This is a genomic window from Sphingomonas sp. SP4 (genome assembly GCF_058313375.1).
Genome location: NZ_JBZFLE010000001.1, coordinates 1,423,027 through 1,447,578, shown reverse-complemented (window position 1 = coordinate 1,447,578; position 24,552 = coordinate 1,423,027). Strand labels below are relative to the sequence as shown.

The window sequence follows — 24,552 nt, the reverse complement described above, 5'->3', positions numbered from 1 at the left end:
AGACACCATGCGCATTCTGATCGATCTCCAAGGCGCCCAGACCACTGGCTCGCGCCATCGCGGCATCGGCCGTTATTCACTGTCACTTGCGGAAGGGATTATTCGCGAGCGGGAAGAGCATGACGTTCACGTTCTGCTGAACGGCGCTTTTCCGGAGTCCATTCCCGACATTCGCGCACGGCTGTCGGGGCTCCTGGGCGACGAATGTTTCCACATTTTCCACCCGATCGCGCCGACCCGACAGGCCGTCCGGGAAAATGCGGGACGTCGCCGCGCATCGGAGCTCATTCGCGAAGCGATCATTGCGAGTATCGATCCCGACGTGGTCCATCTTACCAGTCACTTCGAGGGCTATGGAGACAGCTTTGTCTCGAGCTTTCATGAGCTGCGATCGAACGCGATTCAGTCGGTCACGTTGTACGACCTGATCCCGCTCATCAATCAGGACACCTATCTCTCGCATCCGGTTCCGCGACGGTGGTACGAGGAGCGGCTGCTGCAGCTCCGCCGCGCCGACCTGTTGCTCGCAATTTCTGAATCGTCGGCGCTTGAAGCCATCGATCACCTGGGGTTTCCGGGAGACAGCGTGCTTAGCGTCGGTACCGCTGCCGACCCCCATTTCGTAGCGCGGAAGATATCCGAAGCCCGGTCAGCGGATCTTCGGGAAAAATACGGTCTATCAAGTCGCTTCGTCATGTACACGGGCGGCATCGATCATCGGAAGAATATCGAGCGACTGATTTCCGCGTTCGCGAATCTGAGTGCTTCTCGAATTGGCGTATCGCTCGCGATCGTTTGCTCTTGCAGCGACGACCATCGTGAAAGGCTGGAGCGCCTCACTGAGGAAGCGGGGCTCGACTCAAAAGATGTCGTCCTGACCGGGTTCGTACCGGAAGACGATCTTCTCGACCTCTACAACCTGTGCGAGCTGTTCGTTTTCCCGTCATGGCATGAAGGTTTCGGGCTGCCCGTGCTTGAGGCCATGCATTGTGGCGCGCCCGTTATTGCGAGCGACCGATCGAGCCTGCCGGAAGTCGTGGGCATGGAGGAAGCACTCTTCGACCCGTTCGACGAAAAGGCGATCAGCGAGAAGATCGAACTTGCGCTCACCAATAAAGCTTTCCGCTCGAAGCTGCTCAGCAATTCGCGGCGGCAAGCCAAGAAGTTTTCGTGGAAACTCACTGCGCAGAAGGCGATCGCAGCATTCGAGCGTGCTTATCAAGAAAGGCAGGTGACGCCGAAGCGAGCCACGAGGTCCGAAAGACCGAGGCTGGCTTACATCTCTCCCATCCCGCCTGCCAGGAGCGGCATCGCTGATTTTGGCGCCGAGCTGCTTCCCGAACTTAGTCGACACTATCAGATCGACCTGATCGTTCCGTCCACATCGCAAGTCGAGCAGACGGATGAAAAGCTGCGAAACGAATTTCGGGTTCGCGACTCTCTGTCGTTCCTCGACGACGCTGCGTCCTATGACCGGGTGCTCTACCATTTCGGCAACTCGGACCATCACGGCCATATGCTGGAGATGCTGAAGATCGCGCCGGGCGTGGTCGTTCTGCATGATTTCTACCTCAGCGGAATGCTCAATTGCCTTCAAAATGACTATCGGCTCGGGCCGATTTTCACGGAGGCGCTGTTCGAGTCACACGGCTTTCAGCCACTGATAGATCTGACCCGCGATCCGCGCTTCGAGCCGGTGATCTGGAATTATCCCGCGAACCGCCAGGTCGTTGAGCGCGCGCTGGGCGTCATCGTTCACTCCGAATATGCAAGACGGCTCGCCGCTGAATGGCTTGGCCGCGACTCGGAACGCTACTGGTCTGTCGTCCCGCTGCTGCGCGCGCGCGCTGCTTCGAGCGATCGGGCTGCCGCGCGGGAGAGGCTGGGGATCGCCGACGAGTTTCTCGTCTGCAGCTTCGGCGGTGTCGGCGAGACCAAGGACAGCGATCGGCTCATCGAAGCCTACCTCAACTCCAATGCCTTTCGCTCCGGTCGGTCGAGGCTCGTCATGGTCGGTGCAATGCCTCACAACGAATTTGGCGATCGCCTCGAAGAGCGGCTCGCAAAGGTCGAGCCGCGCTCGGCCATAGCCATAACTGGTTGGGTCAGCGGCGAAGATTATAAAAGCTATCTGCAAGCTGCGGACGCCGCCATACAATTACGGAGCATGAACCGGGGTGAGACATCGGCGGCGGCTCTGGATTGCCTGAACTACGGGATTCCGACCATCGCTAACGCAAACGGGTCACTTGCGGACTTGCCGGCAGATGCGGTGATTAAACTGGATGATCGGTATGAACAGGTGGAGTTGAGTCGCGCCATCGACCGACTTTTTCAGAACGAATTGGTGGCGGCCGGCTTGCGGACGAACGGACAGGCCTACGTCCAGCATCACCATAATCCACGCCACTGCGCAGATGAATATCGCCGCGCGATAGAGAACGCTTATGACAGTGCGGCCACGTCTCCGCTCGTAGTGGCAAAGGAGATTCGAGCAGCGGTCGACGATGTCGACACAGAAAACCTTGCCGAAGCAGCAAAGCTTCTCGAGCCGCTCTTTGCGCAGCGGACGTCCCGCCCGATCTACCTTGACATTGGTAGGGTCGAAGACAGCATCGGACCGGGCGCATTGGATGCGGCTATCCGGCAAGCTGCCCAGCCCCTTCTGGACTCAAGAAAACGCTTTGAAGTCGTGGCTGTGAAAGAAGGCGGCACTTATACGACGCGGCGCAAGGAGGCTTTGCGTGCCTTGGGCGTCAAGCAGTTTACGCTTTCGGAGCACTCGGGTCGCCTCAGCTCGCGGGACCGTGTGATGGTCCTTTCAGTTCGGCCTCCGGACGAGGGATTCCTGACGGAACTTTCGAATCTGTTCATCGAAGCTGACGTCGTGATTACCCAGAACGCGAGCAGTGAAGAGCCAAATGCAATTCCAGAATTTCAATGAGATGATACATGCCGAGCGAGGCAAGCTGCTCCGGCGGCTTCCCGCGGGCGCGAAGACCATCTGTTCGGCCGGCTGCGCCGGTCGCTGGTACTTCGACTGGATCGCCAGTGAGTACGGGCCCGTCGACCTGCACATCGGCGTAGAGCTTTACAGCAACAAGCCGGCGGACTTGCCGGACAACGTTCGTTGGATAGAAAATTCCGTATCGAACATGTTGGACGTCAAGTCAGGGTCGGTCGATTTGCTGATCTCCGGCCAGAATATCGAACATCTTTATTACGATGATCTCCTTGGCTTCCTTAACGAAGCAAATCGGGTTGTGAGGGACGGGGGCTATCTGTGCATCGACTCCCCGAACCGGATGGTCACGCAGGATCTGGGATACACCCAGCGTCAGCATGTGCTGGAGCTTTCGGTCCCCGAGGCAATCGAGCTGGTCGAGGCTGCGGGCTTTTCCATTATCGACGTGAACGGGATTTGGAACTGCACGGATGGTAACAAGCGCTTCAGCGATCCGTTCGAAGTTTCGGAGAACGCGGAGACACGCTGCAAATCTGCCGAGAACGACCCCCACTCGTCCTTCATCTGGTGGATCGTCGCTTCCAAGACTGGCCCCGTCCGGCCAGACTTGACCGCGGTTGTCGAAACGATCGTCGCTCGCTCCTTCAGGCCCTTTACCGCCTCCCGTTTCCGCAAGGGCATTGGCAGGATCGGGTCGATGGACGGAACGGAAACGATCATCGAAGTCGTCGACCACGAACACGGGAATGTCTTCCACGGACCCTACGTTCCACTTCGTGCGGGCCGCTATCGCGCGGAATTCGATGCCAAGTTTCTGTCTAGTGACGGTGCTCTGGCGTTCGATGTGACCGGGCTTTGCGGAGCTTCCAAGATCGGAGCTACGCGAATGGACGCGAACGGGAGTGGAGAGTGGTCAAAAGCTCAGATCGACTTCACGCTCGATGGTTATACCGAAGGCGTAGAGGCTAGGGCCTTCTCCCTTGGCGCCAATGCGCAGATTCGCTTCGGTGCGGAGATCATGCGCCTCTGAGTTCGGCCTGTCTCTTTGGACAAGACGGATGAAGGTTTTAAATTTTGGAGGCAATCGAAGGGAAAGTGATCAGAAAGCAGGGGGAGCCGTATAACGGTCGATTGATATTCGACCATTTTCCGAAGACGGCCGGACAAGCGATCAACAAATGGCTGACCGACGCGCTGGGTAGCGGGACGGTCAGTCCGAACCTGATCAGTACGCACCGCGATCTACTTTCTCGCGGCGGGACTTTTCCGGTTCTTACAGGACACATCTATTTCGCCGATGGGGAGGGCTTGGATCCTCGGTACTGTTACGCGACGATCCTTCGCGAGCCGGTTGACCGCACACTCTCCTCCGTCTTCTTCATTACGAAGAATCATGCGCGTGAAGACATGCCGGGTCTCTATGATCAGTGCGAGGCATTCATCACTTCGGAAGGCGAAGTGATCGGCCATGAACTCGGTCTATCGATCGTCAATCCGATGGTCACCCACTTTGCGCAAATCCTGGGCGAGCGTGGGCTGACTGGCGATGCATTGGTCGATCGGGCGTTCGAGGCCGTCGAAGCCTACGACTGCGTGGGTGTCTACGAGCGCTTGAATGAGTTCGTTACCTCGCTCGCCGCACTGATCGGAATACCCGCTCCGACGTCACTGACTCGAGTCAATGCTACTCATGCTCGGTCCGACGCAGCGCAGCTAAGCGAAAAATTTCGCGAAAGGCTGCTTTCGATCACGGATCTGGACCGCAAATTGTATGGACGAGTATCCAGTCTCATCGACGAGAGATCGGCGGCGAAACCGCCGCGACCACCCAAGAAGTCCCGTTGGAAGCATTATGTTCGCAAGGAGCCGCCGGCAAAGGAAAGCTCGTCCCTGACGTTGCATCGCGTTCGCATGCCGACGCGCGCACTCGTGAAGGTTGGCGCACTCATGCGGATTGAACTCGAGTTTGAGTTGCACGAACCGGTGGGCCGATTGGAGGCGGGCCTTCACATCTTTGACGATCAGAAGCGTTGGGCCTTTGGCGTGAACAACCTCCTCCTCAACCAACCGTTCGAAGACCTCTCGGCCGGTCGCCACCGTCTCGGGCTGACGCTGACCGCGGATCTTCCCGCGGGGAAATATACAATCGGCTTCTCGTTTGCAGATGTCACCGAACAGAATAAGCACGACCTCTTCTGGCAAGACGAGACGCTGCAGTTCGAGGTTTCTCCACCGCTCGGCTCCGTCGGTGTCGGTTATTCGCAATGCTACGCGCAGATGGCACTAGAACGGGATGAGGCGGTCGCTCCTGAATCTAAGATCGACGTCTCGCAGGTAGCCGCCTAGGCAAGCGATCGGTCTTTTCTCGTCTAATTGTCTGGGTTACGGCGTCGCCGGCTCGGAAGGAGCCGGACCGACTGGATGTTTGACGGTCTGGCCAGCCGCTCATCAGAGCATCACCTGGAGTAACGATGAAAACTGCGATTGTAACTGGCATTACCGGACAGGATGGCGCGTATCTGGCCGAACTGCTCCTTTCGAAGGGCTACAAGGTTTACGGAACTTATCGACGCTCAAGCTCGGTCAATTTCTGGCGCATCGAAGAACTGGGAATTCAGTCTCACGAGAACCTCGAACTGGTCGAATACGACCTGACCGATTTGGCGTCGTCCATCCGGCTGCTTCATCAGACTCGCCCCCACGAGGTCTACAACCTCGCAGCGCAGAGCTTTGTCGGCGTGTCATTCGACCAGCCGATCACTACGGCCGAAATCACAGGCGTGGGCGCTCTGAATCTGTTGGAAGCGATCCGCATCGTCGATCCGAATATCCGCTTCTATCAGGCCAGCACGTCCGAAATGTTCGGAAAGGTCCAGGCGGTGCCGCAGAATGAGGCGACGCCTTTCTACCCTCGCAGCCCGTACGGCGTCGCGAAGTTGTATGCCCACTGGATGACGATCAACTACCGTGAAAGCTATGGTATATTCGGAGCCAGCGGAATCCTGTTCAATCACGAGAGTCCCCTTCGTGCCCGCGAGTTCGTAACCCGCAAGATCACGGACGGCGTTGCGAAGATCAAACTTGGCAAGCTGGACTGCCTCGCCCTTGGTAATCTCGACGCCAAGCGCGACTGGGGTTTCGCGAAGGAATATGTCGAAGGCATGTGGCGGATGCTGCAGGCCGACGAGCCGGACACGTATGTACTGGCGACGAATCGCACGGAAACCGTTCGCGATTTCGTCAGCATGGCATTTCAAGCCGCTGGCATCGAGATTGAGTTTTCAGGCACGGAAGACAACGAAATTGCCCTCTGCAAGAAGAGCGGCAATTTGGTGGTGCGCGTCGACGAGCGCTTCTATCGTCCGGCCGAAGTTGATCTTTTGATCGGCGACCCCGCCAAGGCCCGCGAGAAGCTTGGCTGGAAGCCGACGACGACGTTGGAAGAACTATGCCGCATGATGGTGAAGGCGGACCTGCGCCGGAACAAGGATGGTTTTTCATTCTGACCGGGAGGGCGTCGGTATGAAGAGTAGGCGCCTCCGATGAAACGGACGCTGGTCACGGGCGTTGCGGGGTTCACCGGCCGATACGTAGCTAAGGCTCTGTCCGAACGTGGCCACGAAGTTCATGGTATTGTCCATGGACGTGAGGCAGACATTCCTGGCGTTGAGCGCACCTATGAGGCGGATCTTGTAGATCTGCCGACCATCGAGCGTGTCGTTAATGCGGTTCACCCCGACCACGTCGTTCATCTCGCCGGCATTGCATTCGTCGGCCACGCCAACGCGGAACAGATATATCGTTCGAATGTGATTGGAACGCGCCAACTGCTGGAGGCTCTCGTAGGCCTACCTAAAGCGCCTCAGTCCGTGCTTTTGGCGAGTAGTGCAAACGTCTACGGAAATGCTCAAGGAGGCGTGCTCGACGAGAGCACAAACTTTGCGCCGGCGAACGATTATGCTGCCAGCAAGGTAGCCATGGAATTCGTAGCGTCGCTCTATACGCCGCGCCTGCCGCTGATCATCGCTCGGCCGTTTAACTATACCGGTCGAGGCCAGAGTTCCCAATTCATCATTCCGAAGATCGTCGATCATGCGCGCGAGCGTGCGCCGCAGATCGAACTCGGCAATCTCGATGTCGCCCGCGACTTCTCGGACGTTCGGATGATCGCTGACAGCTACCGGAGATTGATCGAGGAGCCTGCCGCAATCGGTGAAACCTTCAACGTTTGCTCGGGTGAGGCTGTCACTCTCCAGCAGGTGCTAGATCTCGTCTCGGAACTTTCGGGACACCACATGGGCGTTCGAGTGAATCCTGCGTTCGTGCGCTCGAACGAAGTGCGAGTGTTACGAGGCTCGAACGCCAAGTTGCAAAGCGTGATCGGTCCCCTGGCGACGGTTCCCTTTGAAGAGACGTTGCTCTGGATGCTCACCGCCTAGATGCGTGTAACTTTATGCGTTGATGCGCTGCAGTCGCAGTTGAGTGGCATTGGACGATATACGTGGGAACTGTGCAAGGGGCTGCCCAGGCGCGACGACATCCAATCCTTGTATTTCTATTCGCGCGGATCGCTCATCGAGAAACCGTCAGCGCTACTTTCCGACACGAGCCCTCGCCGCAAGCATCGCCTGTTTCGCTGGATCGATAACCGGAAAGCCAAAGTGACACTCGGCTCGACTGTCGTTCACGGACCGAACTATTTCCTCCCAGCACAGGCCGATCAGGGCATCATCACCGTCCATGATCTGTCGGTCCTTCTTTATCCGGAGACCCATCCAGCCGAGCGAGTGAAAAGCTTCGAGCGACTCTTTGCCTCGTCGCTTGACCGCTCCGCTCACATCATCACCGACAGCCGGACCGTTCGCGACGAGTTGATCGAAATGTTTTCGGTCCCTGCTGAACGAGTTTCAGCCGTTCCCTTGGGCGTCGGGCCGAGCTTTCGTCAGCGCGACGATAGCGAAATCGAGACAAGCCTTCGCCAGTGGGAACTCGTCCCAGGTACTTATGGCCTTAGTGTAGCGGCTTTTGAGCCTCGCAAGCAGATCGCGGAACTTATAGCTGCGTGGCGCCGCCTGCCGGACAAGCTTCGGCAAGCGCATCCGTTAGTCCTCGCGGGAGTCTCTGGCTGGCGGAATGAGCAGTTGCATCACGAAATTATCAAGGCGCAAGCGGAAGGGTGGCTCAAGAATCTGGGATTCGTGCACGAGACGCAGTTGCCGGAACTTTACTCCGGCGCCCGGCTGTTCATCTATCCGTCAATCTATGAGGGGTTCGGTCTTCCGCCCGTCGAAGCGATGGCCAGTGGTACGCCAGTGATTGCCGCCAACCGTTCCTGCCTACCTGAGGTGTGCGGAGACGCCGCGCGTTACATCGATCCGGCCGACGGAGATGCGTTTACGTTGGCGATCGAGGAAGGCCTTTCCGACGAAAAATGGAGGTCCGAGATCAGACTGCGCGGCCTGAATCGCGCAAGCCTGTACACCTGGGATCGTTGCACCGCGGACACAGTGACCATTTATAAAAGATTCGGGGGCTAGATCGGCGGCTCCGCTGCCCGGAAGCTAGCGATGAACCTTGACTGGCCAGGCATGGTCGATAGACATTCTGTGGGCTCGATCGGGGGTGTAAGTGGACGGTCGCGCCGTCTCTATCGCGTTGTTGGAAAAGAATAATCCTGGAGGACTATCGATCTCTGGGGGTGTAAGCGCGCAACCCGCCGACAACCTTGTTCTGGGAGGTGCCGCGCCGCCAAGAGCACATGCTCCGTTCTTGAGAATTCCCCCGTTTCCGGGGGCGCGGATTCACTACTTTAGCCACGACTCCGGTCGACGACCGATTAGTCCGCAGCTGCTAGCAATGATCCGGCATTTAAAGGTCGGCGGCTCTTACTGGGGTGCGCAGCCCCAGCTTCCCGATCGTTACGTGCTTGTTCGTGGTCGGTCGTCTGTGACGACCACCCTGAAGTTGACCCAGCCGACAGTACTCTGGACAGACGTGCCCGCTCCGCTGGCGGACGCGGTGACACTGCGCGTTAACGGTCAGTGTGATCCGTGGCACATGCTCAAGGGCGCGAGCGTAGTCGTTACGGATAAGATCGACGAGCTGTGCCTGATCGCGGCGATCATGGGAGTCCCAGTTGAGGTGATGAGCCCCGCCAGCCGCGCGGGGACGCCTTACGTCGCCGACGTCCAATCGATGTTGGCTGATGCACTGGCTCAAGAGTTCCACAATCCGTTCACCGGCGAGCCGATGAGTGCCGAGGAAGCCATCGAGCTTTGCGCATTCTGGCGACGTTTGATCGACAGTAACCGCGACATTGCAGGTGGGTTGGGATTTGCGTTCTGGAAGCGAGATCATGTCGCGCCGCTCCTGTGGGGCGGGGCGGGTCCTTTCGCATTCCTGCGCCGGGCCCAGGATGCCAAATCCAGCAGCCCGGTAGCGGTTTGGCGAGCCAAGAGTCCGGTTGACGAGATCTCTCGGCTCGATGACCGTCAGATCCCGATCATCGAGGTGGAGGACGGATTCCTTCGTTCGCACGGACTCGGCGCCGACTGCGTACCCCCGCTGTCGATCACCGTAGATCGCCTCTGCGCGCATTTCGATCCGGCCCGCTCAAGCGAACTGGAGCTCCTTTTGCAGACGGGCGAATTCGATGATCAGTTGATCGCGAGGGGGCAGCATCTGCGGCGGCTGATCGTCAGGGCTGGCCTCGGCAAATATGATTGCGGGACGGGCGACGCTCTCAAACGCCCTGCCGGCAGGCGGCGGCACATTCTTGTTCCGGGTCAGGTCGAGGATGATCGCGCAGTTACGCGCGGTGGCTGTGGATTGACGTCAAACTTGGAACTGCTGGCCAGGGTGCGGGCTCGAGCACCTGACTCTTATATCATCTACAAGCCGCATCCGGACGTCGTTGCAGGTCATCGGCGAGGTGCGGTCGCGGAAACAGATTGCTTGTTGCATGCCGATGAAATCGTCAAAGGCGCAGGTATCTCGCGCGTCATCGAAATGGTTGACGAGGTTCACGTCAACACGTCGCTAGCGGGATTTGAAGCCTTGCTTCGCGAAAAACCAGTCACGACGTACGGCGTTCCTTTCTATGCAGGTTGGGGCCTCACAGACGACCTCGGGCCGGTGCCAAGTCGCCGGTCTGCGCGCCGATCGCTGGACGAACTCGTCGCGGCGGCTCTTCTTATCTATCCGCGGTATCTCGATCCCGTCACGGGCCTTCCGTGCCCCGCCGAAACAATCGTTGAACGACTGACAAGTGGCGCTCGCAACCGGTCTGGCATCCTTGTGCTGATGCGTAAATTACAAGGCCGGATAACACGCTCCCTAAGGGGCGTCTTGCGATGAATAAACCCGCGCACTTCCTCCTTCCTTCGGATGGCATCGCCGACGCTTACGAATTCAGGTCAACGCCGAGACCGACCGACGGGTCGACGCCTGAGTGTCGAACTTTTTTGTTTCTCCAAGGTCCGCCCGGGCCACTGTTCCGGCGTCTTGGCGAACGGATCGGAAAACTTGGCCACGCCGTTTATCGCATCAATCTGAACGGTGGCGACTTGCGTGACTGGCCGGATGCGGCCGTGAACTTTCGCGGACGTTTTTCGGAGTGGCCCGTCTTCTTCGATAAGTTCCTGCGCGAACATCGGATCACCGACATCGTCCTATTCGGAGATTGCCGCCCATATCACGTGTCCGCTCATGGGGTCGCGCGGATGCGGCAAGTAAGAACACACGTTCTTGAAGAAGGCTATCTTCGCCCGCACTGGATGACGCTTGAGCGCGAAGGAGTAAACGCTCGATCAAGTCTCAGGCGCGACCGGACCTGGATTCGCCAAGAGGCTCGGCGGCTTTCTTCCGAGCCTATCTTGCCGCCAGTTACGTCGAGCTTCCGGCGCCGCGCTCGCGACTCTTATTGGCACTATCATTGTGTCGTGACGGGCCTAATTCGCTTTCCCCACTACCGGTCGCATCGTGGGAATTTGATTATTCTCGAGGGCTTCGGCTGGTTATGGAAATTCCTCCGGGAGAAACGCGCGCGTCGTCGCGCTGAAGCGACGCTCCAGTCTGTTGCTGGGAAGCCATTATTCGTGCTTCCCTTACAGCTCTCCCGTGACTTTCAGATCCGCGCCCATTCTCCGTTCCCGGACATGCAAAGCGCGGCAAGCTATGTCGTGGAAAGTTTTGCCGCTCACGCGCCAACTGATGTGCACCTACTCCTCAAGGTGCATCCCTTGGATTGCAGCTTCTTCGATTGGAGTGGGTTTGCGGCGAAACATGCGCGCGCTCTTGGCCTCAAAGGCAGACTGCATTGTGTCGACGGAGGCGATCTCGACGGGATGCTCTCTGGGGCACGGGGTCTGGTTTGCGTGAATAGCACGTCGGCGACCCTGGCGCTTGCCAAGGATAAGCCTGTTTGCGCGATTGGGGAGGCGATTTACGACATGCCCGGCCTGACGCATCAGGGGCATCTCGATACGTTTTGGAGTCGCCCCACAAAGCCCGAACCCGGATTGTATCACGACTTTCGCCGAGTCCTTGTCGATCGGTGTCTTGTTCGCGGCGGCCTTGCCAGCGAATCCGCAGTCTCAACTTTGCTTGAGGGAATGGTCCAGAGGTTGTGCGCGTCCTCCATCGTTCAAAGCGTCGACATCCAAGAATCCACCGCGGCGAAGTGATCTGCCCAAGTAGGCGCGCCAAAGTTGGCGAGGCGCTGAAGCTGCTGTTTGCGGGCGAGGCTGTTCCGGTCGATGTAAGATAGGATAGTTCGTTCCCATTCTCGTACATCGAGAGGATCGACATAATCGGGGACGTCCCCCGCGATCTCGCGAAAAACCCGCAAGTCGCTGGCGATGACCGGCACGCCTGCGCCTAATGCTTCGACGAGGGGCAGGCCGTAACCTTCGACCAAGCTGGGGAAGAGCAATGCGCGGGCGCCTGCTAGATGCTCGGCAAGGGCTGTGTCGTCGCAGCGATTGATTTCAATCACTGCGGTTTTCAGTTCTTCGTTATTGTCGAGCAGTGCGAAGGTTTCCTGGCATTCCCACCCACGATGCCCGATGATCAACAGTCGGGGCGCGGTCGCTCCCATTCTTTCGATCAGCTTCGACCAGAGCTGAAGAAGCATCATATGATTCTTGCGCGCTTCGATGGTGCCGAGGATCACGAACGTTGCCGGCTGTAGATCCGGAATTTTCGAAGTGACCGGAAACGCATCGCTTCCAAGTTGGGCCGCGAGGGTCGGTGGCTCTGCATAACCATCCTGACGGGCGAAATCGGAAAGGTCGTCGAGCGTCGCTTCGCTATTGGCTATGACGCCACAGGCCGTGGTCAAGACCGTCCGCATCCGATCTCGGTGCTTTTCCTGCTCGCCGGGGCGGCAGAACTGAGAATGTGTGATCGGAATGAGGTCGTGGACGAAATAGACAGGACGGACCTTCGTGCGACGGAGCCAAATGCGAAGATTCTCATCGTTCAACCCAGTGTGACCGATGTTCAGATAGACGCGGCCTCGACCTTCGTCGCCTGCGCGCAGCGCAAAGCGCATCGCCAAAGCCGCAAATCTTCGACGAAAGGCATCTTCAGAAGACGAGAGCAAATTGAATAGGGCGACGGATGATTCTGGATCCAAAATCCGCCGGACCCGCCGGTGCTGCACGACAGCCTGTGCATTCGCGCCGAAATGATCGACGTACGCGAGACAGACCCGGTCGATGCCGGTTGGCTGACGCCCTACCCAGCGCCGCCAAATAAGACGCGTGGCATCGACCAGGTAAGGTGCACTGCCATCCAGCACGTCTGATCAGCGCGTGATGGTTCGCGCGGTCGCCACAGGCACAATCGACGAACTGATCAAGCCAAGAAAACGCTGCAGTTCCGAGGCTTTTGAGTTTGACACATACATGACGTCCCCATCGCGCATGCGAAAATGCTGTACCGCGAGATAGGTCCCGGGTTGCTTTAGATCCGCTTGATAAATTACCGGCACCCGCCCTTGGGCGTTTTTCTGTAATCCCTCAGCAAGTGGGCCAAGCAATGCCGGGTTTTCCCACCGGAACAGGAATACGCCTCTGGGATCCGCTCGCATATCTTGCAGACCACCCACCCGGCCAAGGGCCTGAGCGAGGGTTAGTCCAACGCCTTCGAAACGAATCTCGTCGTTCTTTCCCGCGGCACCGATCGCGGTGAAGCTGTATGGTTGGTAAAGGGCCGTGACGACGTCGTCAGTCTTCATGACTACGTTCTGGCCGGGTTGGGCTACCAGATCGCGCGCAGCCATGCGCTGAGCAATTCCTCCACGAGTGACCTCGATTGTCATTCGGTCGAGGGGTTCGCTGGTGCCGCCCGCTTCAGCAATCACATCGAGGAGTCGCTCGCCCTTTGGGGTGAGTGGAACACGCTTCGGGCTCCTGACGTCCCCAAGCACCGTAACATTGGCGGTCGCATTCTGACCGACACGTACCATTACCTGAGGGAGATGGGCGCGTCCCTGAAGCCGTCGCACGATCTCCTGTTCGATTTCGCGGAGGGTGCGACCGGCGGCAGGGATCCGACCCGCGAAGGGAATTTCGATTGTGCCGGACGGACCGACGAGAATACCCGGAAGCGTGTTGGGCCTGCTGGTCGCAATGTTCGATCCGATTCCCGTATCAATGGTGGCGGTGCCGAAGAGTGCGGCGGGGGCGGCTTCCCAAATGGTGACCTCGAGCGTGTCGCCGACCCCCACTGTCGTCCCGACAGGGACTGCGTTACCGATGCGGCCGGCAAAATCGCCTGGAAGTTCGGCTACATTAACCTGCTGCGCGAGATCGTCAGTGATCTCGACGATGCGCAATCCGCCGGCGGTTGCATTTGCACTCGCATGCTCGACCTGTGAGGTGGTGGGCCCCACGGCTGTGCAGCTGGCAAGCGCCGCAACGTGCAAAGCGATGAACAGTCGGCGAAACAGGGTGCCGGCAAGAGCCTCGCGACCGCCTTCGCGTGACAAGGCAGTGCATTCTAAGATGTTGAGCAAAACAGCTAATCCCGCCCGAAATTGGATGCTGTGGCCTTAGCTTTTGCATGTCCGAGCAACAAGTGATTGAAATGATCCGCGGCAGCTGCACTGGCCCTCGTGTCAGATTGTCCCTGTTCGGGACGCGAAACGCACTCGGACTGTGACATAAGTAGCGCAATTCGTTCAATTTTCTCTTACTGCTACTCAATGCGCGGATATTTTTCGGACCGACTCGGTTGGAGCAGCCAGCGGGCGAGCTTTCGCAAGCCAACGTCAGTCTAGGCCGGGGCCTTGTTTGGAAGGGTGTAATTGATGCCGACGATCACGCTTACTGAAAACAGCGACATTTTCATCGACAGTAACACGACCGACGACACCATTCTCGGGCTCGGCGGAAACGATTCCATCACCGGTGGCAGTGGCAACGATACGATCGACGGCGGGGCCGGGAACGATTTCCTTAGCGGTGGAGCGGGCTTGGACACGCTCATCGGCGGGATCGGAACGGATGTCTTTCGCGACACGATGGCCGGATTGAATGGCGATCACATTCAAGATTTCATGATCGGCGATCACATCCAGATCACGGACCTTGCAAATGCCTCCAGCATCGGCGTGACGGCGAACTCCATCACGTTCGGCAATAATCAGCAGGTCTTCATCGACAACCTCGGCCCAGGCAGGCTGTTGGTGACGGCAATGCAGGGTGGCGGATTCGACATTCGTCTTGCTCAGTCTGCGCATAACGATTTCAACGGCGACGGAATTAGCGACGTTTTGTGGCGCAGTGACGCCGGCAACGTGCAGGAATGGCTGGGCAAACCTGACGGCAGCTACATGTTCAACACGACGATGGGCGTGGTATCGATGCCGCTTACGCAGCACGTCGTGTCGATCCAGGACTTCAGCGGTGACGGCCGGGCCGATGTGCTGTGGCGCAACGACAGCGGGACGCTCAGCACTTGGGTCGGCCAGCAGAACGGCACTTTCGTGACGTCAGCCGCAACCTACCAGATGGCGACCAACTGGCATGTCGCGATCACAGGTGATTTTAACAGCGATGGACGCGGTGACATCATCTGGAAGAGCGACGCCGGCGGAGTTATCGAATGGCTTGGCAATGCCAACGGCAGCTTCACCTACAATTCCGCGGCCAACCGCTCGGTCACCGCGGGGTGGACGGCATCCGTGAACGGCGACTTCAACGGCGACGGTCACGACGACATCCTCTGGACCAATTCCACTTCGGGCGCGACGATGACTTGGCTCAGCCAGTCGGATGGTACGTTCACGACTGCATCCGCCACCTACACCATGCCGACCACGTGGCATGCGGTTGGAGCGGGCGACTTCAACGGCGACGGTCGGATGGACGCGCTGTGGCGTAACGATTCGACGGGCAGCACCATCGAATGGCTGGGCCAATCGAATGGCACCTTCGCGTTCAACTCGGCGGCCAATAGCAACCTCGATCCGACATGGCACGTCGCTGAGGTGGGCGACTTCAACGGGGACGGCCGCGACGACATCATGTGGCGCAATGACTCTGGATCGGCGACCGCATGGATCGGCCAACTTGACGGCAGCTTCTCTCATAGCTGGGCGAGCTATGCGATGCCGACCAATTGGCACCTTCAGGACCATATGTACTTCTAAGCGCTGTCGTGCCGAGGCAGCGCTCTCTGCCGGGTGAAGTCCCGCCTCGGACCTTTGTGATATGAGCAGCCTTGCTCGAACCTGCGCGTTGCTCGCGTGGCTCGTCCTGTTGGGTTGCTCGTTCGCGTCACCGACTTCTGCGCAGGTCTCGTTGGACGATTTGTGGGCAGGCAAGGCGCATTTGGCGCAGGTTGGCGAACTTAAGTTCGGCAACTCCGGACGCGGCGGCGCTGCCGAGTCCTCCAGCTGGTTCGCGGCACGCGGCGGGGTATGGTACGCGTTTAACAGGGTCACCGTGGGTCCCGCCTCGTCTGTCTGCCCACATAATCACACCCGCGTCGTCGTTCGGGAAAGCCGGGACAAAGGCAAAAGCTGGTCCTCCGCGGCGGTCGCTGTGGAACCTGGCACCAGCAGTCGCGGCGACGGCTGTGCCGTGCTCGACGGAAGCGCCTTCTACGACGCTCGCAACAACAGCTGGCACATGCTCACGCAATGTCTCGATCGCAACGAAATCGGCGGATGGGCGCTTTGCCATTACGCTCGAAAGGGTGATTCTCCCTTCGGCCCTTTCGCACCAGACCCGCTAAATCCGGTCGTTCACGGCGGGCAGCTATGGTCACATATCTGTGCAGGTGACGGCAAGGCCTGCTCGATTAGCGTGGTGGACGAGGGGACGCCCGACATCGTCTCCATCGAGAACGGTCTCTTTATTGTGACTTTCCACGGCTATGATCGGAAAAGCCGCCGCGGGTTCAGGGGCGTCGCTGGCACCAGCGATTTCCACACCTGGCACGTGTCCGGAGCGGGACTGCCAGACGATGCCACCCTCGGTCCGGATGACTGCCGGGCGCTGCTAGCCGGATGCGTCGGCGTAGGGGAGGCGGCGACGATCGCGTCCGGCACGCACCGGTACATGATTGCCGAGATGATGGACCGAGGCCTGATGTGCGTCCCCAACCAGCAATGGGTATTCGCGCTGTTTCGCTCCCCTCTGGGCGTGTGGCCGCGTTCCGGAGACGGCCAATGGACGCCGCTCCACGAGAGGGCCTTGCTCAGCAGAAGCTGGCCGGACACGAACACTCCGTGCGCACTGACCTACGCGCGCTGGCTTCTGGACGGAGCCGATACCTATCTCATCTACGAAGACTGGGAGCCCAATCATGCATTTCTGCACCGGCGACTGCTCAAGCTGGTCGCCGGTGCTGGAGACGTGGTCCGACTGAATTAGCCGGACTTAGAAGAACATGTGGTCCTGGAGATGCCAATTGTTCGGCATCGCGTAGCTTGCTCCGCTCGGCGAGAAGCTGCCGTCGAGCTGCCCGATCCAGGAGGTCGCGGAGCCGGAGTCGTTGCGCCACATGATGTCGTCACGCCCATCTCCATTGAAGTCGCCCACTTCAGCAACATGCCATGAAGGGTCTAGATTGCTGTTTGCTGCCGAGTTGAAGGCGAAGCTTCCGTTCGACTGGCCGAGCCATTCGATCGTGCCCCCGGTGCTGTCGTTCCGCCACAAGGCATCGACCAGGCCGTCGCCATTGAAGTCGCCGGTCCCGACAGCGTGCCAGGCGCTCGGCATTTGATATGTCGCAGCCGCATTGACGAAGGTCCCATTTGTCTGGCCGAGCCAGGTTATGGTCGCGCCGGAATCGTTGCTCCAGAGCACGTCGGCCCGTCCGTCCCCATTGAAGTCTCCACTTTCGACCGCGTGCCAGCCGCTCGTCACCGAACGATTCGCGAGTGAATTGGGGGTGAGGCTCCCGTCGGATTGACCGAGCCATTCGGCGATCGCCCCATTGTTGTCTTGCCAGAGCACGTCGGCCCGTCCGTCACCGTTGAAGTCACCGGCGATGGCGAAATGCGTGCTGGTGGCGACCTGATAGGTTGCGCTGGAGGTCGTAAAGCTGCCGTTGGCCTGAGCGATCCACTCGCTTACCGTTCCTGCATCGCTCCGCCATAGGACATCGCTACGTCCGTCGCCGTTGAAGTCGTCGGTCGCAACAATGTGCTGGCTGGTCGGCATTGATACGACACCAAGCGTCGCGTTGTACGAGTAGCTGCCGTTCCGGTTGCCGAGCCATTCCTGCATCGCGCCCGTGTCGCTTCGCCACAGCACGTCGCTGATGCCGTCCCCGTTGAAGTCATTGTTGACCTCGTGCGCGGTCCGCATGATCAGCCGAACGCCACCGCCCGCAGCCGCCGCGGCTGTGATCGGCAGGGTCGGCGCGGAGCCGAGCTTCAGCGAGTAGCTGCCATATGTGAGAGTGTTGCCCGATACGTTGAACGTGAAGTTCGTCAGGCTGGCGTCGCTGAATACGATCGAGTCGCCGACGCCGAAATCGCTTAGTGTGTCGCCGGCGAGACTCCCCATCGTGTCACGGAAGGTATCGTTGCCAGCCCCGCCCGTCAGGGTGTCGGCTCCCGAGCCTCCGTACAGGAAGTCGTCACCGCCGCCGCCGTTCAGCACGTCATTGCCGGCGCCGCCTTTGAGCGTATTGGCGACCGAGTTGCCGATGAGGGTGTCGTTGCCGGTTCCTCCGATCGCGTTCTCGATCACCGTCCCGCGCGATATCATGACATTGCCGACGGCCGAACCGATGTTCGAAAATGTCTCAGGATTCAGGTTGATCGTCTGGTTCTGGTTGAACCCCGAATAATCCAGCGTGTCGTTCCCGCCGCTGTCGAAGATCGTGTAGGCGGCGTCGTTAATGACGCTGGCGTTATACACACTGCTACCGGCGTTCGAATTGAACCCGTAAGTCGTGTCCCCGGGACGCGTGGTTGTCGGGACCCCATACAAGCGTTGAATGGCAACGATGTCAGCGTCCATCGGAGTTAGAGCGTAGGCGAAGCTGAACCCCTGGTTCCCGAAGTAGCTGTTATCCTGCTGGCTGAAATAGGACATGATCGATGTCGACCAGGCATCGTTCGCGAACAGCGCGTCGGACACGTAGTCGGCGGTGCCGTTGTAATCGCCGGCATGGCCCAGGCCGAGCGCGTGTCCAATTTCGTGGACATATGTCTGGAAGCTGTAGGTATCGAGCCCGGTGCCATAGCCTTGGGCTCCGCTTACCCAGGCGGTCGTGATCGTCACGTCAGACTTGGTGATGATGCCGTTCGACACGGATGAATCGGTGAAGGCCTGAAGCGCGTCGCCAGACGAGACCGTATCGTGGAACACGATCTGCCCGCCCGTGGTGACAGGAGTAAAGGTAATGCCAGTCACATCCGACCATTCGGCGAGGGCTGCCGTGGCAAGACTAACTTCCCCGGGACCCGTCAGCTCGGTGACGTTGTACGTAATCGTCCCGCCGGCTCTGACGTTGAAATGCCGAGCTGTGTCGCCGAACGCGCTCCAGTAGCCGTTTACAAGCTGATCGGCGATCGTGTCGTAGCTGGCGGACGGAGGCGCCGTGTAGGGCTGCACGGAAAGCGTGTAGGTCCCGGTATACTTGGTGGGGGGGTAATCCGGATTCCAATCGTCGGAGGTGGAGTCCCACGAACCGACGTCGATGTAATAGGTGCCGCTCGTCGTAGCAGTGAACACGATCTTCGAGACGTCGATCTGTCCGCCGCTATCGTCGTTGAACTTCAGAATTGAGCCGGTCGAGCTGCGCAGGCGCAGGTAGGTGTCGGGGACTGGGTCGACCGTTCCAACGCTTGACAAGGTGATCGCAACGGACTGGCCTGCTGTCAGGTTGATCCGGTACCAGTCGTGGTCCGGGATCGTCGCTGGATCCAGCACACCGTTCACAATTCCGCCGACGGAAATGCTTGCCGTGGTGCTCGTACTAGCAGGAATATCAGGCATTACTTACTCCCTCGAACTCACCGACATTCACGCGTACGGCGAGTTTCCCCACGGTCGTGGACCGCGACCCTTAAGACGGTTTCCGCTTCGCCACCTCGATCGCGAGCGACTGCGCAAAACGTTTTATCGAGTCAGGATTGAGATTGCGGTCCATCACGCTGAAGTGCTGCTTCGCGAGCGAAGTCCCACCACGATAAACTGTCGCGACCATCGCTGACTTCGACAGAACTTTAAGTTCGAGCTTGTCGTACGGAACTCCGGCAGCGTCGGCGGACAAGGCGCTTTCAAAGGTCGCGCAAACCGCGCTCGCATCCCCGGCTTCCTTTGGGAGGTTCGTACCGTCGATTATTTTGCAGCGTCCGGAATCCACCGGCGAGCTCATCGCGCACGCACTCGCCGCAGGCACGCAAGCAGCCGAGAAAGCAAGGGTCCATCCGAGATGAGTCCGACGCATGTCATGGGGGCTACCTCGCTAATGGTTAACGATAGCTGACGGATTCGAAGATTCTCCGCTATTCCAGCAGGTTACAACGGCAATTGAAAAATCGCGTCAGGCTTGCCGATCGAGGTTGCGCCCGAAGGCAACGAATGCATAGACCAGAGGCGGGACCAACACGGCGGAAAGCACTACTTTCGCGATCATCTGGCCCAGGATCAGTTCGCCGATCGGAAAGACGCCGTAGAAGGCGACGCAGATAAAGATGATCGTGTCGACGATCTGGCTCAGCACGCTTGCGACTGCGGCACGCAACCAAAGCAGGTTCGAACCCTCACTCGCCTTGAGGCGACTGAAGATCGTGACGTTCAAGAAGGTCGAGATCCCGTACGCCAGGATACCACCTAGCCAGATACGCGGGGTTCCTCCCATGATGGTCTCGAACGAGGAAAGCCGGGCCGGGTCCATCTGGGGTGAGGCGGGCAGCGCAAGTACGATGATGCTGAGCGCCAGCGACACCAGCAAAGGCACGAAACCGAACAGCACAAGCCGGTTCGCCGTCGAGCGGCCGTGAAGCTCCGCGACCGAACTCGACGTCACGACGAGCAGCAGAAAAGCGAAGATGCCGGCCTCAACTGCAAGCGGCCCAAGCGCCACCTGCTTGTTTCCGAGCACGCCGGCGATGCAGACCATGCCTCCGTAGAAGACGGAGAGTGCAAGGAGCGAACGCGGGTAGGTTGCCGCTGCGGCTTCGGATGTGCGGCCGGCGGCCTGAACTTCGGATGTCATGGGCGGAGACCTAAAGGCTTATCCCCGCAGCGCAATGGCGTTGACCGCTCGCGCTCGCGGCGGCTAGCGGCGCGCTCGTGATTCCATCCGGGTTAGACATTGTCGCGATCGGCGACGCGATCGTCGACGTGATCGCGACGTGCGACGATTCATTTCTTGAAGAGCATCGCCTGCCGAAGGGTTCGATGCAGCTTCTCTCGACGGCCGAAGCAGACGCCCTTTACGCGGCGATGGGCCCGGCGCGGGAGATCAGCGGCGGCTCTGCAGCGAACAGCATGGCGGGTGCCGCAGCGCTTGGGATGCGCGCCGGGTTCGTGGGCCAGGTCGCCAATGACCAGCTTGGCGCGATCTTCGCGCACGACATGCGATCGTTGGGCGTCCGGTTCGAGACCGAGCCGCTCGCCGTAGGGCCGCCTACCGGACGCTGCCTCATCCTTGTCACTCCCGATGCGCAGCGCACCATGAACACCTGTCCGGGTGCGAGCCACGAGCTGACGACCGATGCGCTCGACCCGGAGCTGATCCGATCAGCGACGATCACGTTCCTTGAGGGCTATTTATGGGGGCCCGAGCGACCGCGCGTCGCGATGCTCGATGCAGCACGTATCGCCCGTGAAGCGGGACGGACCGTGGCATTCACCCTTTCGGAGAGTCTTTGCATCGGCGATCGCCGAGAAGGGGTGCTGGGCATGATCAATTCAGGCCTGGTCGATATCCTTTTTGGCAACGAAGACGAAGTTCGGCACCTGACCGGGTGCGAGGGACTTCGCGAATGTCTCGACGCACTGGCTCCCAAGGTCGCGACTTTGGTCGTCACTCGAGGGGCGGCGGGCTCGATCGCAGTGCAGAATGGCGAGCGCGTGGAAATCGCCGCAGCGCCCGTTGAGCGGGTCATCGATACGACTGGGGCAGGGGACCTCTTCGCGGCAGGCTTCCTCGCCGGCCGTTGCAGGAACCGCGAGCTGAAAGCCTGTCTCGAAACAGGGGCGAGGGCGGCGGCGGAAGTGATCTCGCATTTCGGCGCGCGGCCGGAGCAGGATTTGAGAGAGTTGGTAGGCTAGTGAACAATGTGAAGCGTCTCGCCGTCTATTGCGGATCCGCGCCCGGCAACAAGCCGGTCTTCGCTGAAGCGACGCGCGTCACCGCGAAAGCAATGGTCAGCCGCGACGTCGACCTCGTTTACGGCGGCGGACGGCTCGGGCTGATGGGATTGATCGCCGACAGCGTGCTCGATCTTGGTGGCGAGGTATACGGCGTCATTCCTGCCGCTCTGATCGAACTCGAGGTTGCCCATGAGGGCGTGACCGAGCTCTACCGCGTCGAAACGATGCATGAGCGCAAGGCGAAGATGACCGAGCTTGCGGACGCATTCCTGGCGCTGCCGGGCGGTATCGGCACGCTCGACGAATTGTTCGAGGCGTGGAGCTGGAACGCTCTCGGCTATCACGCCAAGCCCTTTTGCCTGCTCAACGTCGAAGGCTTTTGGGACGGCATGATCGAGTTCATGGATCACGCGACGGCCAATGGCTTCTTGTCGAAGCAGCGCCGTGGCCAGCTTCTCGTCGCATCGACTCCCGATGAAGCATTGGAATTGCTGGACGAAGCGGTCGCAGCCGCTACGCAGGGCATGGTCTGGTAAGGCACCTCGGGGAGGGGACTAAGCGTACATGAATAGCAAGTTGCTCGGCGTCGCCGGGATCATCGTCATTCTCGGCATCGCCTTTGCGCTTTCGACCAACCGCAAGGCCATTCGCCTGCGGGTCGTCGGCTCGGCCTTTGCGCTGCAGGCGTTCATTGCATGGCTCGTTCTCTACACGAGTTGGGGAAGGGCAGGGATCGAGGGCCTCTCCGGCGGTGTCTCCGATCTTCTCGGCTATGCGAACAAGGGGACCGAGTTTCTGTTCGGCCCAAGTGAGTCCAATCCGCTGGCGCACACTTTCGCGATCGCCGCGCTGCCGGTGATCATCTTCTTCGCGAGCCTCGTTGCGATCCTCTATTATCTTGGGATCATGCAGCGGATCGTCCGCTGGGTCGGCGGCGCAATTGGCTGGGTCACCGGCATCAGTCGCGTCGAGGCGCTTTCCGCCGCCGCCAATATCTTCGTTGGTCAATCGGAATCGCCGCTCGCTGTTCGTCCGTATCTTGCGGCCCTTCCGCCGTCGCGGCTCTTCACCGTCATGTGCGTCGGCATGGCGGGTGTCGCTGGAACGATCCTCGCCGCCTATGCCAGCCTCCTCGGGCCGCAATATCTTCCCTACCTGCTCGCTGCCGCTTTCATGTCGGCGCCCGGCGGCATCCTCATGGCCAAGATGATCATGCCTGACGATCCCGCAGACACCGACGCGATCGAAGACGCCAAAGTCGATGTCGCGGAGACCTTCGAAGAAGGCGTTCAGCCGGCGAATATCATCATGGCGGCAGCGCAGGGCGCCCAGACCGGCGTGAAGCTGGCGGTCGCCGTCGGCGCGATGGTGCTCGCATTCGTCGCGCTGGTCGCACTAGCGAACGGTTTGCTCGGCGGCCTCGGCAACATGGTCGGGATTCCCGACCTCAGCTTCCAGCGATTGGTTGGCTACGTCTTCGCCCCGGTCATGTACCTGATCGGCGTGCCGTGGAACGAGGCGGGCACCGCCGGTGGACTGTTCGGCACCAAGCTTGTGCTCAACGAATTCGTCGCCTTCATCGACCTCGGCAAGATGGGCACCGCCGTTTTGTCCGACCGTAGTCGGGCGATCATCACCTTCGCGTTGTGCGGCTTCGCGAACTTCAGCTCGATCGCAATCCAGATGGCTGTGACTGGTGGATTGGCGCCCAATCAGCGACCGGTAATTGCCCGGCTCGGCATCCGGGCGCTGCTTGCCGGTTCCCTGGCGAATCTCATGTCCGCGGCGCTGGCGGGATTGCTGATTTAGCCTTAGAGGCCAGCGCCATGGCTACGATGACCGCCGACGAAATTGCATCTGTTTCACTGAATGATGCCGACCGCGATCCGGAAGCTTTTGCGCAAAAGCTGGGTCACAGCTTCGAGGGATACGGCTTCGCGATCATCGCCGACCACGGAATTCCGGACGAGCTGATCCATCGCGCCGAGGACAAGGCGAAGGCCTTCTTCGCGCTGCCCGAAGATGTGAAACGCAAATACCTGATCCCCGGCGGTGGCGGAGCTCGCGGTTACACGCCCTTCGGTATCGAGACAGCGAAGGGCCACAAGGCGCACGACCTCAAGGAATTCTGGCACGTCGGCCGCGATCTTCCGGAGGGCCACAAGTTCCGGGACCACATGCCCGACAATCTTTGGCCGTCGGAAGTGCCGAGCTTCAAGGACACGTTCCAGGAGCTGTTCGCGACGTTCGACCGCACGGGCGTCAAGATCCTCAAGGCCGTCGCACGTTACCTGAAGATCGACGAGAACTATTTCGAAGACGCGGTCCGCGACGGCAACTCAGTGCTCCGGGCTCTGCACTACCCGCCGCAACGTGAGCCGACCGGCGAGCATATTCGCGCGGGTGCGCACGAGGACATCAACGCGATCACTTTGCTCCTCGGAGCAGAGGAAGCGGGCCTCGAGCTGCTGACCCAGGACGGCCGCTGGATCCCGGTCTCACCCAAGGCGGGCGAATTGGTCATCAACATCGGCGACATGCTGCAGCGTCTCACTAACGGGCGGCTTCGCTCGACCTCGCACCGCGTGGTCAATCCGACGCCGGACCGCGCGAGCCACGCCCGCTATTCCATGCCCTTCTTCCTGCACTTCCGCTCGGACTTTCTGATCGAGGCGTTGCCGCAGACGGTGCCCGCCGGGGAGCAGCCGAAGTGGGCGCCGATCACCGCCAATGATTATCTCCAGGAGCGTTTGCGGGAGATCAAACTGGTCTGACTTGTGGCGTAAGTTCGGG

20 protein-coding genes are annotated in these 24,552 nt (G+C 59.7%); 15 read left to right on the top strand and 5 right to left on the bottom strand.

Going from position 1 to position 24,552, the window contains the following annotated elements:
* Positions 1-7 precede the first annotated feature (7 nt).
* The 8 genes from AC4GYV_RS07310 (at position 8) to AC4GYV_RS07275 (ending at position 11,649) form a co-directional block, all read left to right on the top strand.
* A complete protein-coding gene (locus AC4GYV_RS07310; RefSeq protein ID WP_491099992.1) occupies positions 8-2,944 on the top strand; it encodes a glycosyltransferase in 2,937 nt (978 codons plus the stop codon).
* A complete protein-coding gene (locus tag AC4GYV_RS07305) occupies positions 2,922-3,995 on the top strand; it encodes a methyltransferase domain-containing protein (protein WP_491099991.1) in 1,074 nt (357 codons plus the stop codon). The genes AC4GYV_RS07310 and AC4GYV_RS07305 overlap by 23 nt, the downstream gene beginning before the upstream one ends.
* A 65-nt stretch (positions 3,996-4,060) precedes the next feature.
* Positions 4,061-5,311 (top strand): Wzt carbohydrate-binding domain-containing protein, encoded by a 1,251-nt coding sequence (locus tag AC4GYV_RS07300; RefSeq protein ID WP_491099990.1) that lies wholly within the window; start codon positions 4,061-4,063, stop codon positions 5,309-5,311.
* A 125-nt stretch (positions 5,312-5,436) separates the two neighbouring features.
* Positions 5,437-6,471: a GDP-mannose 4,6-dehydratase gene (gmd, locus tag AC4GYV_RS07295; RefSeq protein WP_491099989.1), complete on the top strand. Its 1,035-nt coding sequence runs from the start codon at positions 5,437-5,439 to the stop codon at positions 6,469-6,471.
* Positions 6,472-6,507: 36 nt separating this feature from the next.
* The gene (locus AC4GYV_RS07290; RefSeq protein WP_491099988.1) at positions 6,508-7,404 is read left to right on the top strand and encodes a GDP-mannose 4,6-dehydratase; all 897 of its coding nucleotides are present in this window, start codon (positions 6,508-6,510) and stop codon (positions 7,402-7,404) included.
* Positions 7,405-8,502: a glycosyltransferase family 4 protein gene (locus AC4GYV_RS07285; RefSeq protein WP_491099987.1), complete on the top strand. Its 1,098-nt coding sequence runs from the start codon at positions 7,405-7,407 to the stop codon at positions 8,500-8,502. It begins immediately after the preceding gene.
* Between the two features lie 319 nt (positions 8,503-8,821).
* Positions 8,822-10,321 (top strand): capsular polysaccharide export protein, LipB/KpsS family, encoded by a 1,500-nt coding sequence (locus tag AC4GYV_RS07280; protein ID WP_491099986.1) that lies wholly within the window; start codon positions 8,822-8,824, stop codon positions 10,319-10,321.
* Positions 10,318-11,649 (top strand): capsule polysaccharide biogenesis protein, encoded by a 1,332-nt coding sequence (locus AC4GYV_RS07275; protein ID WP_491099985.1) that lies wholly within the window; start codon positions 10,318-10,320, stop codon positions 11,647-11,649. The genes AC4GYV_RS07280 and AC4GYV_RS07275 overlap by 4 nt, the downstream gene beginning before the upstream one ends.
* Here the strand turns inward: AC4GYV_RS07275 and AC4GYV_RS07270 are convergent.
* The gene (locus tag AC4GYV_RS07270) at positions 11,610-12,518 is read right to left on the bottom strand and encodes a glycosyltransferase family 4 protein (RefSeq protein WP_491099984.1); all 909 of its coding nucleotides are present in this window, start codon (positions 12,516-12,518) and stop codon (positions 11,610-11,612) included. The genes AC4GYV_RS07275 and AC4GYV_RS07270 overlap by 40 nt on opposite strands.
* 102 nt (positions 12,519-12,620) lie before the next feature.
* On the opposite strand from AC4GYV_RS07270, the gene AC4GYV_RS07265 reads away from it, so the two are divergent.
* A complete protein-coding gene (locus AC4GYV_RS07265; protein ID WP_491099983.1) occupies positions 12,621-12,773 on the top strand; it encodes a hypothetical protein in 153 nt (50 codons plus the stop codon).
* Here the strand turns inward: AC4GYV_RS07265 and AC4GYV_RS07260 are convergent, their stop codons facing one another.
* Positions 12,774-13,805 (bottom strand): polysaccharide biosynthesis/export family protein, encoded by a 1,032-nt coding sequence (locus AC4GYV_RS07260; protein ID WP_491099982.1) that lies wholly within the window; start codon positions 13,803-13,805, stop codon positions 12,774-12,776. It abuts the gene before it with no gap.
* 474 nt (positions 13,806-14,279) lie between these two features.
* Between AC4GYV_RS07260 and AC4GYV_RS07255 the strand changes: the two genes are divergently transcribed.
* Positions 14,280-15,623, top strand: a complete 1,344-nt coding sequence (locus AC4GYV_RS07255; RefSeq protein ID WP_491099981.1) for an FG-GAP repeat domain-containing protein — start codon at positions 14,280-14,282, stop codon at positions 15,621-15,623.
* A gap of 151 nt (positions 15,624-15,774) precedes the next feature.
* Positions 15,775-16,851, top strand: a complete 1,077-nt coding sequence (locus tag AC4GYV_RS07250) for a hypothetical protein (RefSeq protein WP_491099980.1) — start codon at positions 15,775-15,777, stop codon at positions 16,849-16,851.
* A 6-nt stretch (positions 16,852-16,857) separates the two neighbouring features.
* Here the strand turns inward: AC4GYV_RS07250 and AC4GYV_RS07245 are convergent, their stop codons facing one another.
* From AC4GYV_RS07245 to AC4GYV_RS07235, 3 genes are all read right to left on the bottom strand, one after another.
* Complete coding sequence (locus AC4GYV_RS07245) at positions 16,858-19,431, bottom strand: FG-GAP-like repeat-containing protein (RefSeq protein ID WP_491099979.1); 2,574 nt, start codon at positions 19,429-19,431, stop codon at positions 16,858-16,860.
* A gap of 70 nt (positions 19,432-19,501) precedes the next feature.
* Positions 19,502-19,813 carry a hypothetical protein gene (locus tag AC4GYV_RS07240; protein WP_491099978.1) on the bottom strand — a complete coding sequence of 104 codons (312 nt, stop codon included), beginning with the start codon at positions 19,811-19,813 and terminating at the stop codon, positions 19,502-19,504.
* A 168-nt stretch (positions 19,814-19,981) separates the two neighbouring features.
* Positions 19,982-20,656, bottom strand: a complete 675-nt coding sequence (locus AC4GYV_RS07235; protein ID WP_491099977.1) for a queuosine precursor transporter — start codon at positions 20,654-20,656, stop codon at positions 19,982-19,984.
* 77 nt (positions 20,657-20,733) lie between these two features.
* Here AC4GYV_RS07235 and AC4GYV_RS07230 point away from each other — a divergent pair, with 77 nt between their 5' ends.
* The 4 genes from AC4GYV_RS07230 to AC4GYV_RS07215 are packed head-to-tail and all read left to right on the top strand — an operon-like array spanning position 20,734 to position 24,533.
* On the top strand, positions 20,734-21,717 hold the full coding sequence (locus AC4GYV_RS07230; protein WP_491099976.1) for an adenosine kinase: 984 nt from the start codon (positions 20,734-20,736) through the stop codon (positions 21,715-21,717).
* A complete protein-coding gene (locus tag AC4GYV_RS07225) occupies positions 21,717-22,295 on the top strand; it encodes an LOG family protein (protein ID WP_491099975.1) in 579 nt (192 codons plus the stop codon). The genes AC4GYV_RS07230 and AC4GYV_RS07225 overlap by 1 nt, the downstream gene beginning before the upstream one ends.
* Positions 22,296-22,323: 28 nt before the next feature.
* Positions 22,324-23,568 (top strand): NupC/NupG family nucleoside CNT transporter, encoded by a 1,245-nt coding sequence (locus AC4GYV_RS07220; RefSeq protein ID WP_491099974.1) that lies wholly within the window; start codon positions 22,324-22,326, stop codon positions 23,566-23,568.
* 17 nt (positions 23,569-23,585) lie between these two features.
* The gene (locus tag AC4GYV_RS07215; RefSeq protein ID WP_491099973.1) at positions 23,586-24,533 is read left to right on the top strand and encodes an isopenicillin N synthase family dioxygenase; all 948 of its coding nucleotides are present in this window, start codon (positions 23,586-23,588) and stop codon (positions 24,531-24,533) included.
* Positions 24,534-24,552: the final 19 nt, after the last annotated feature.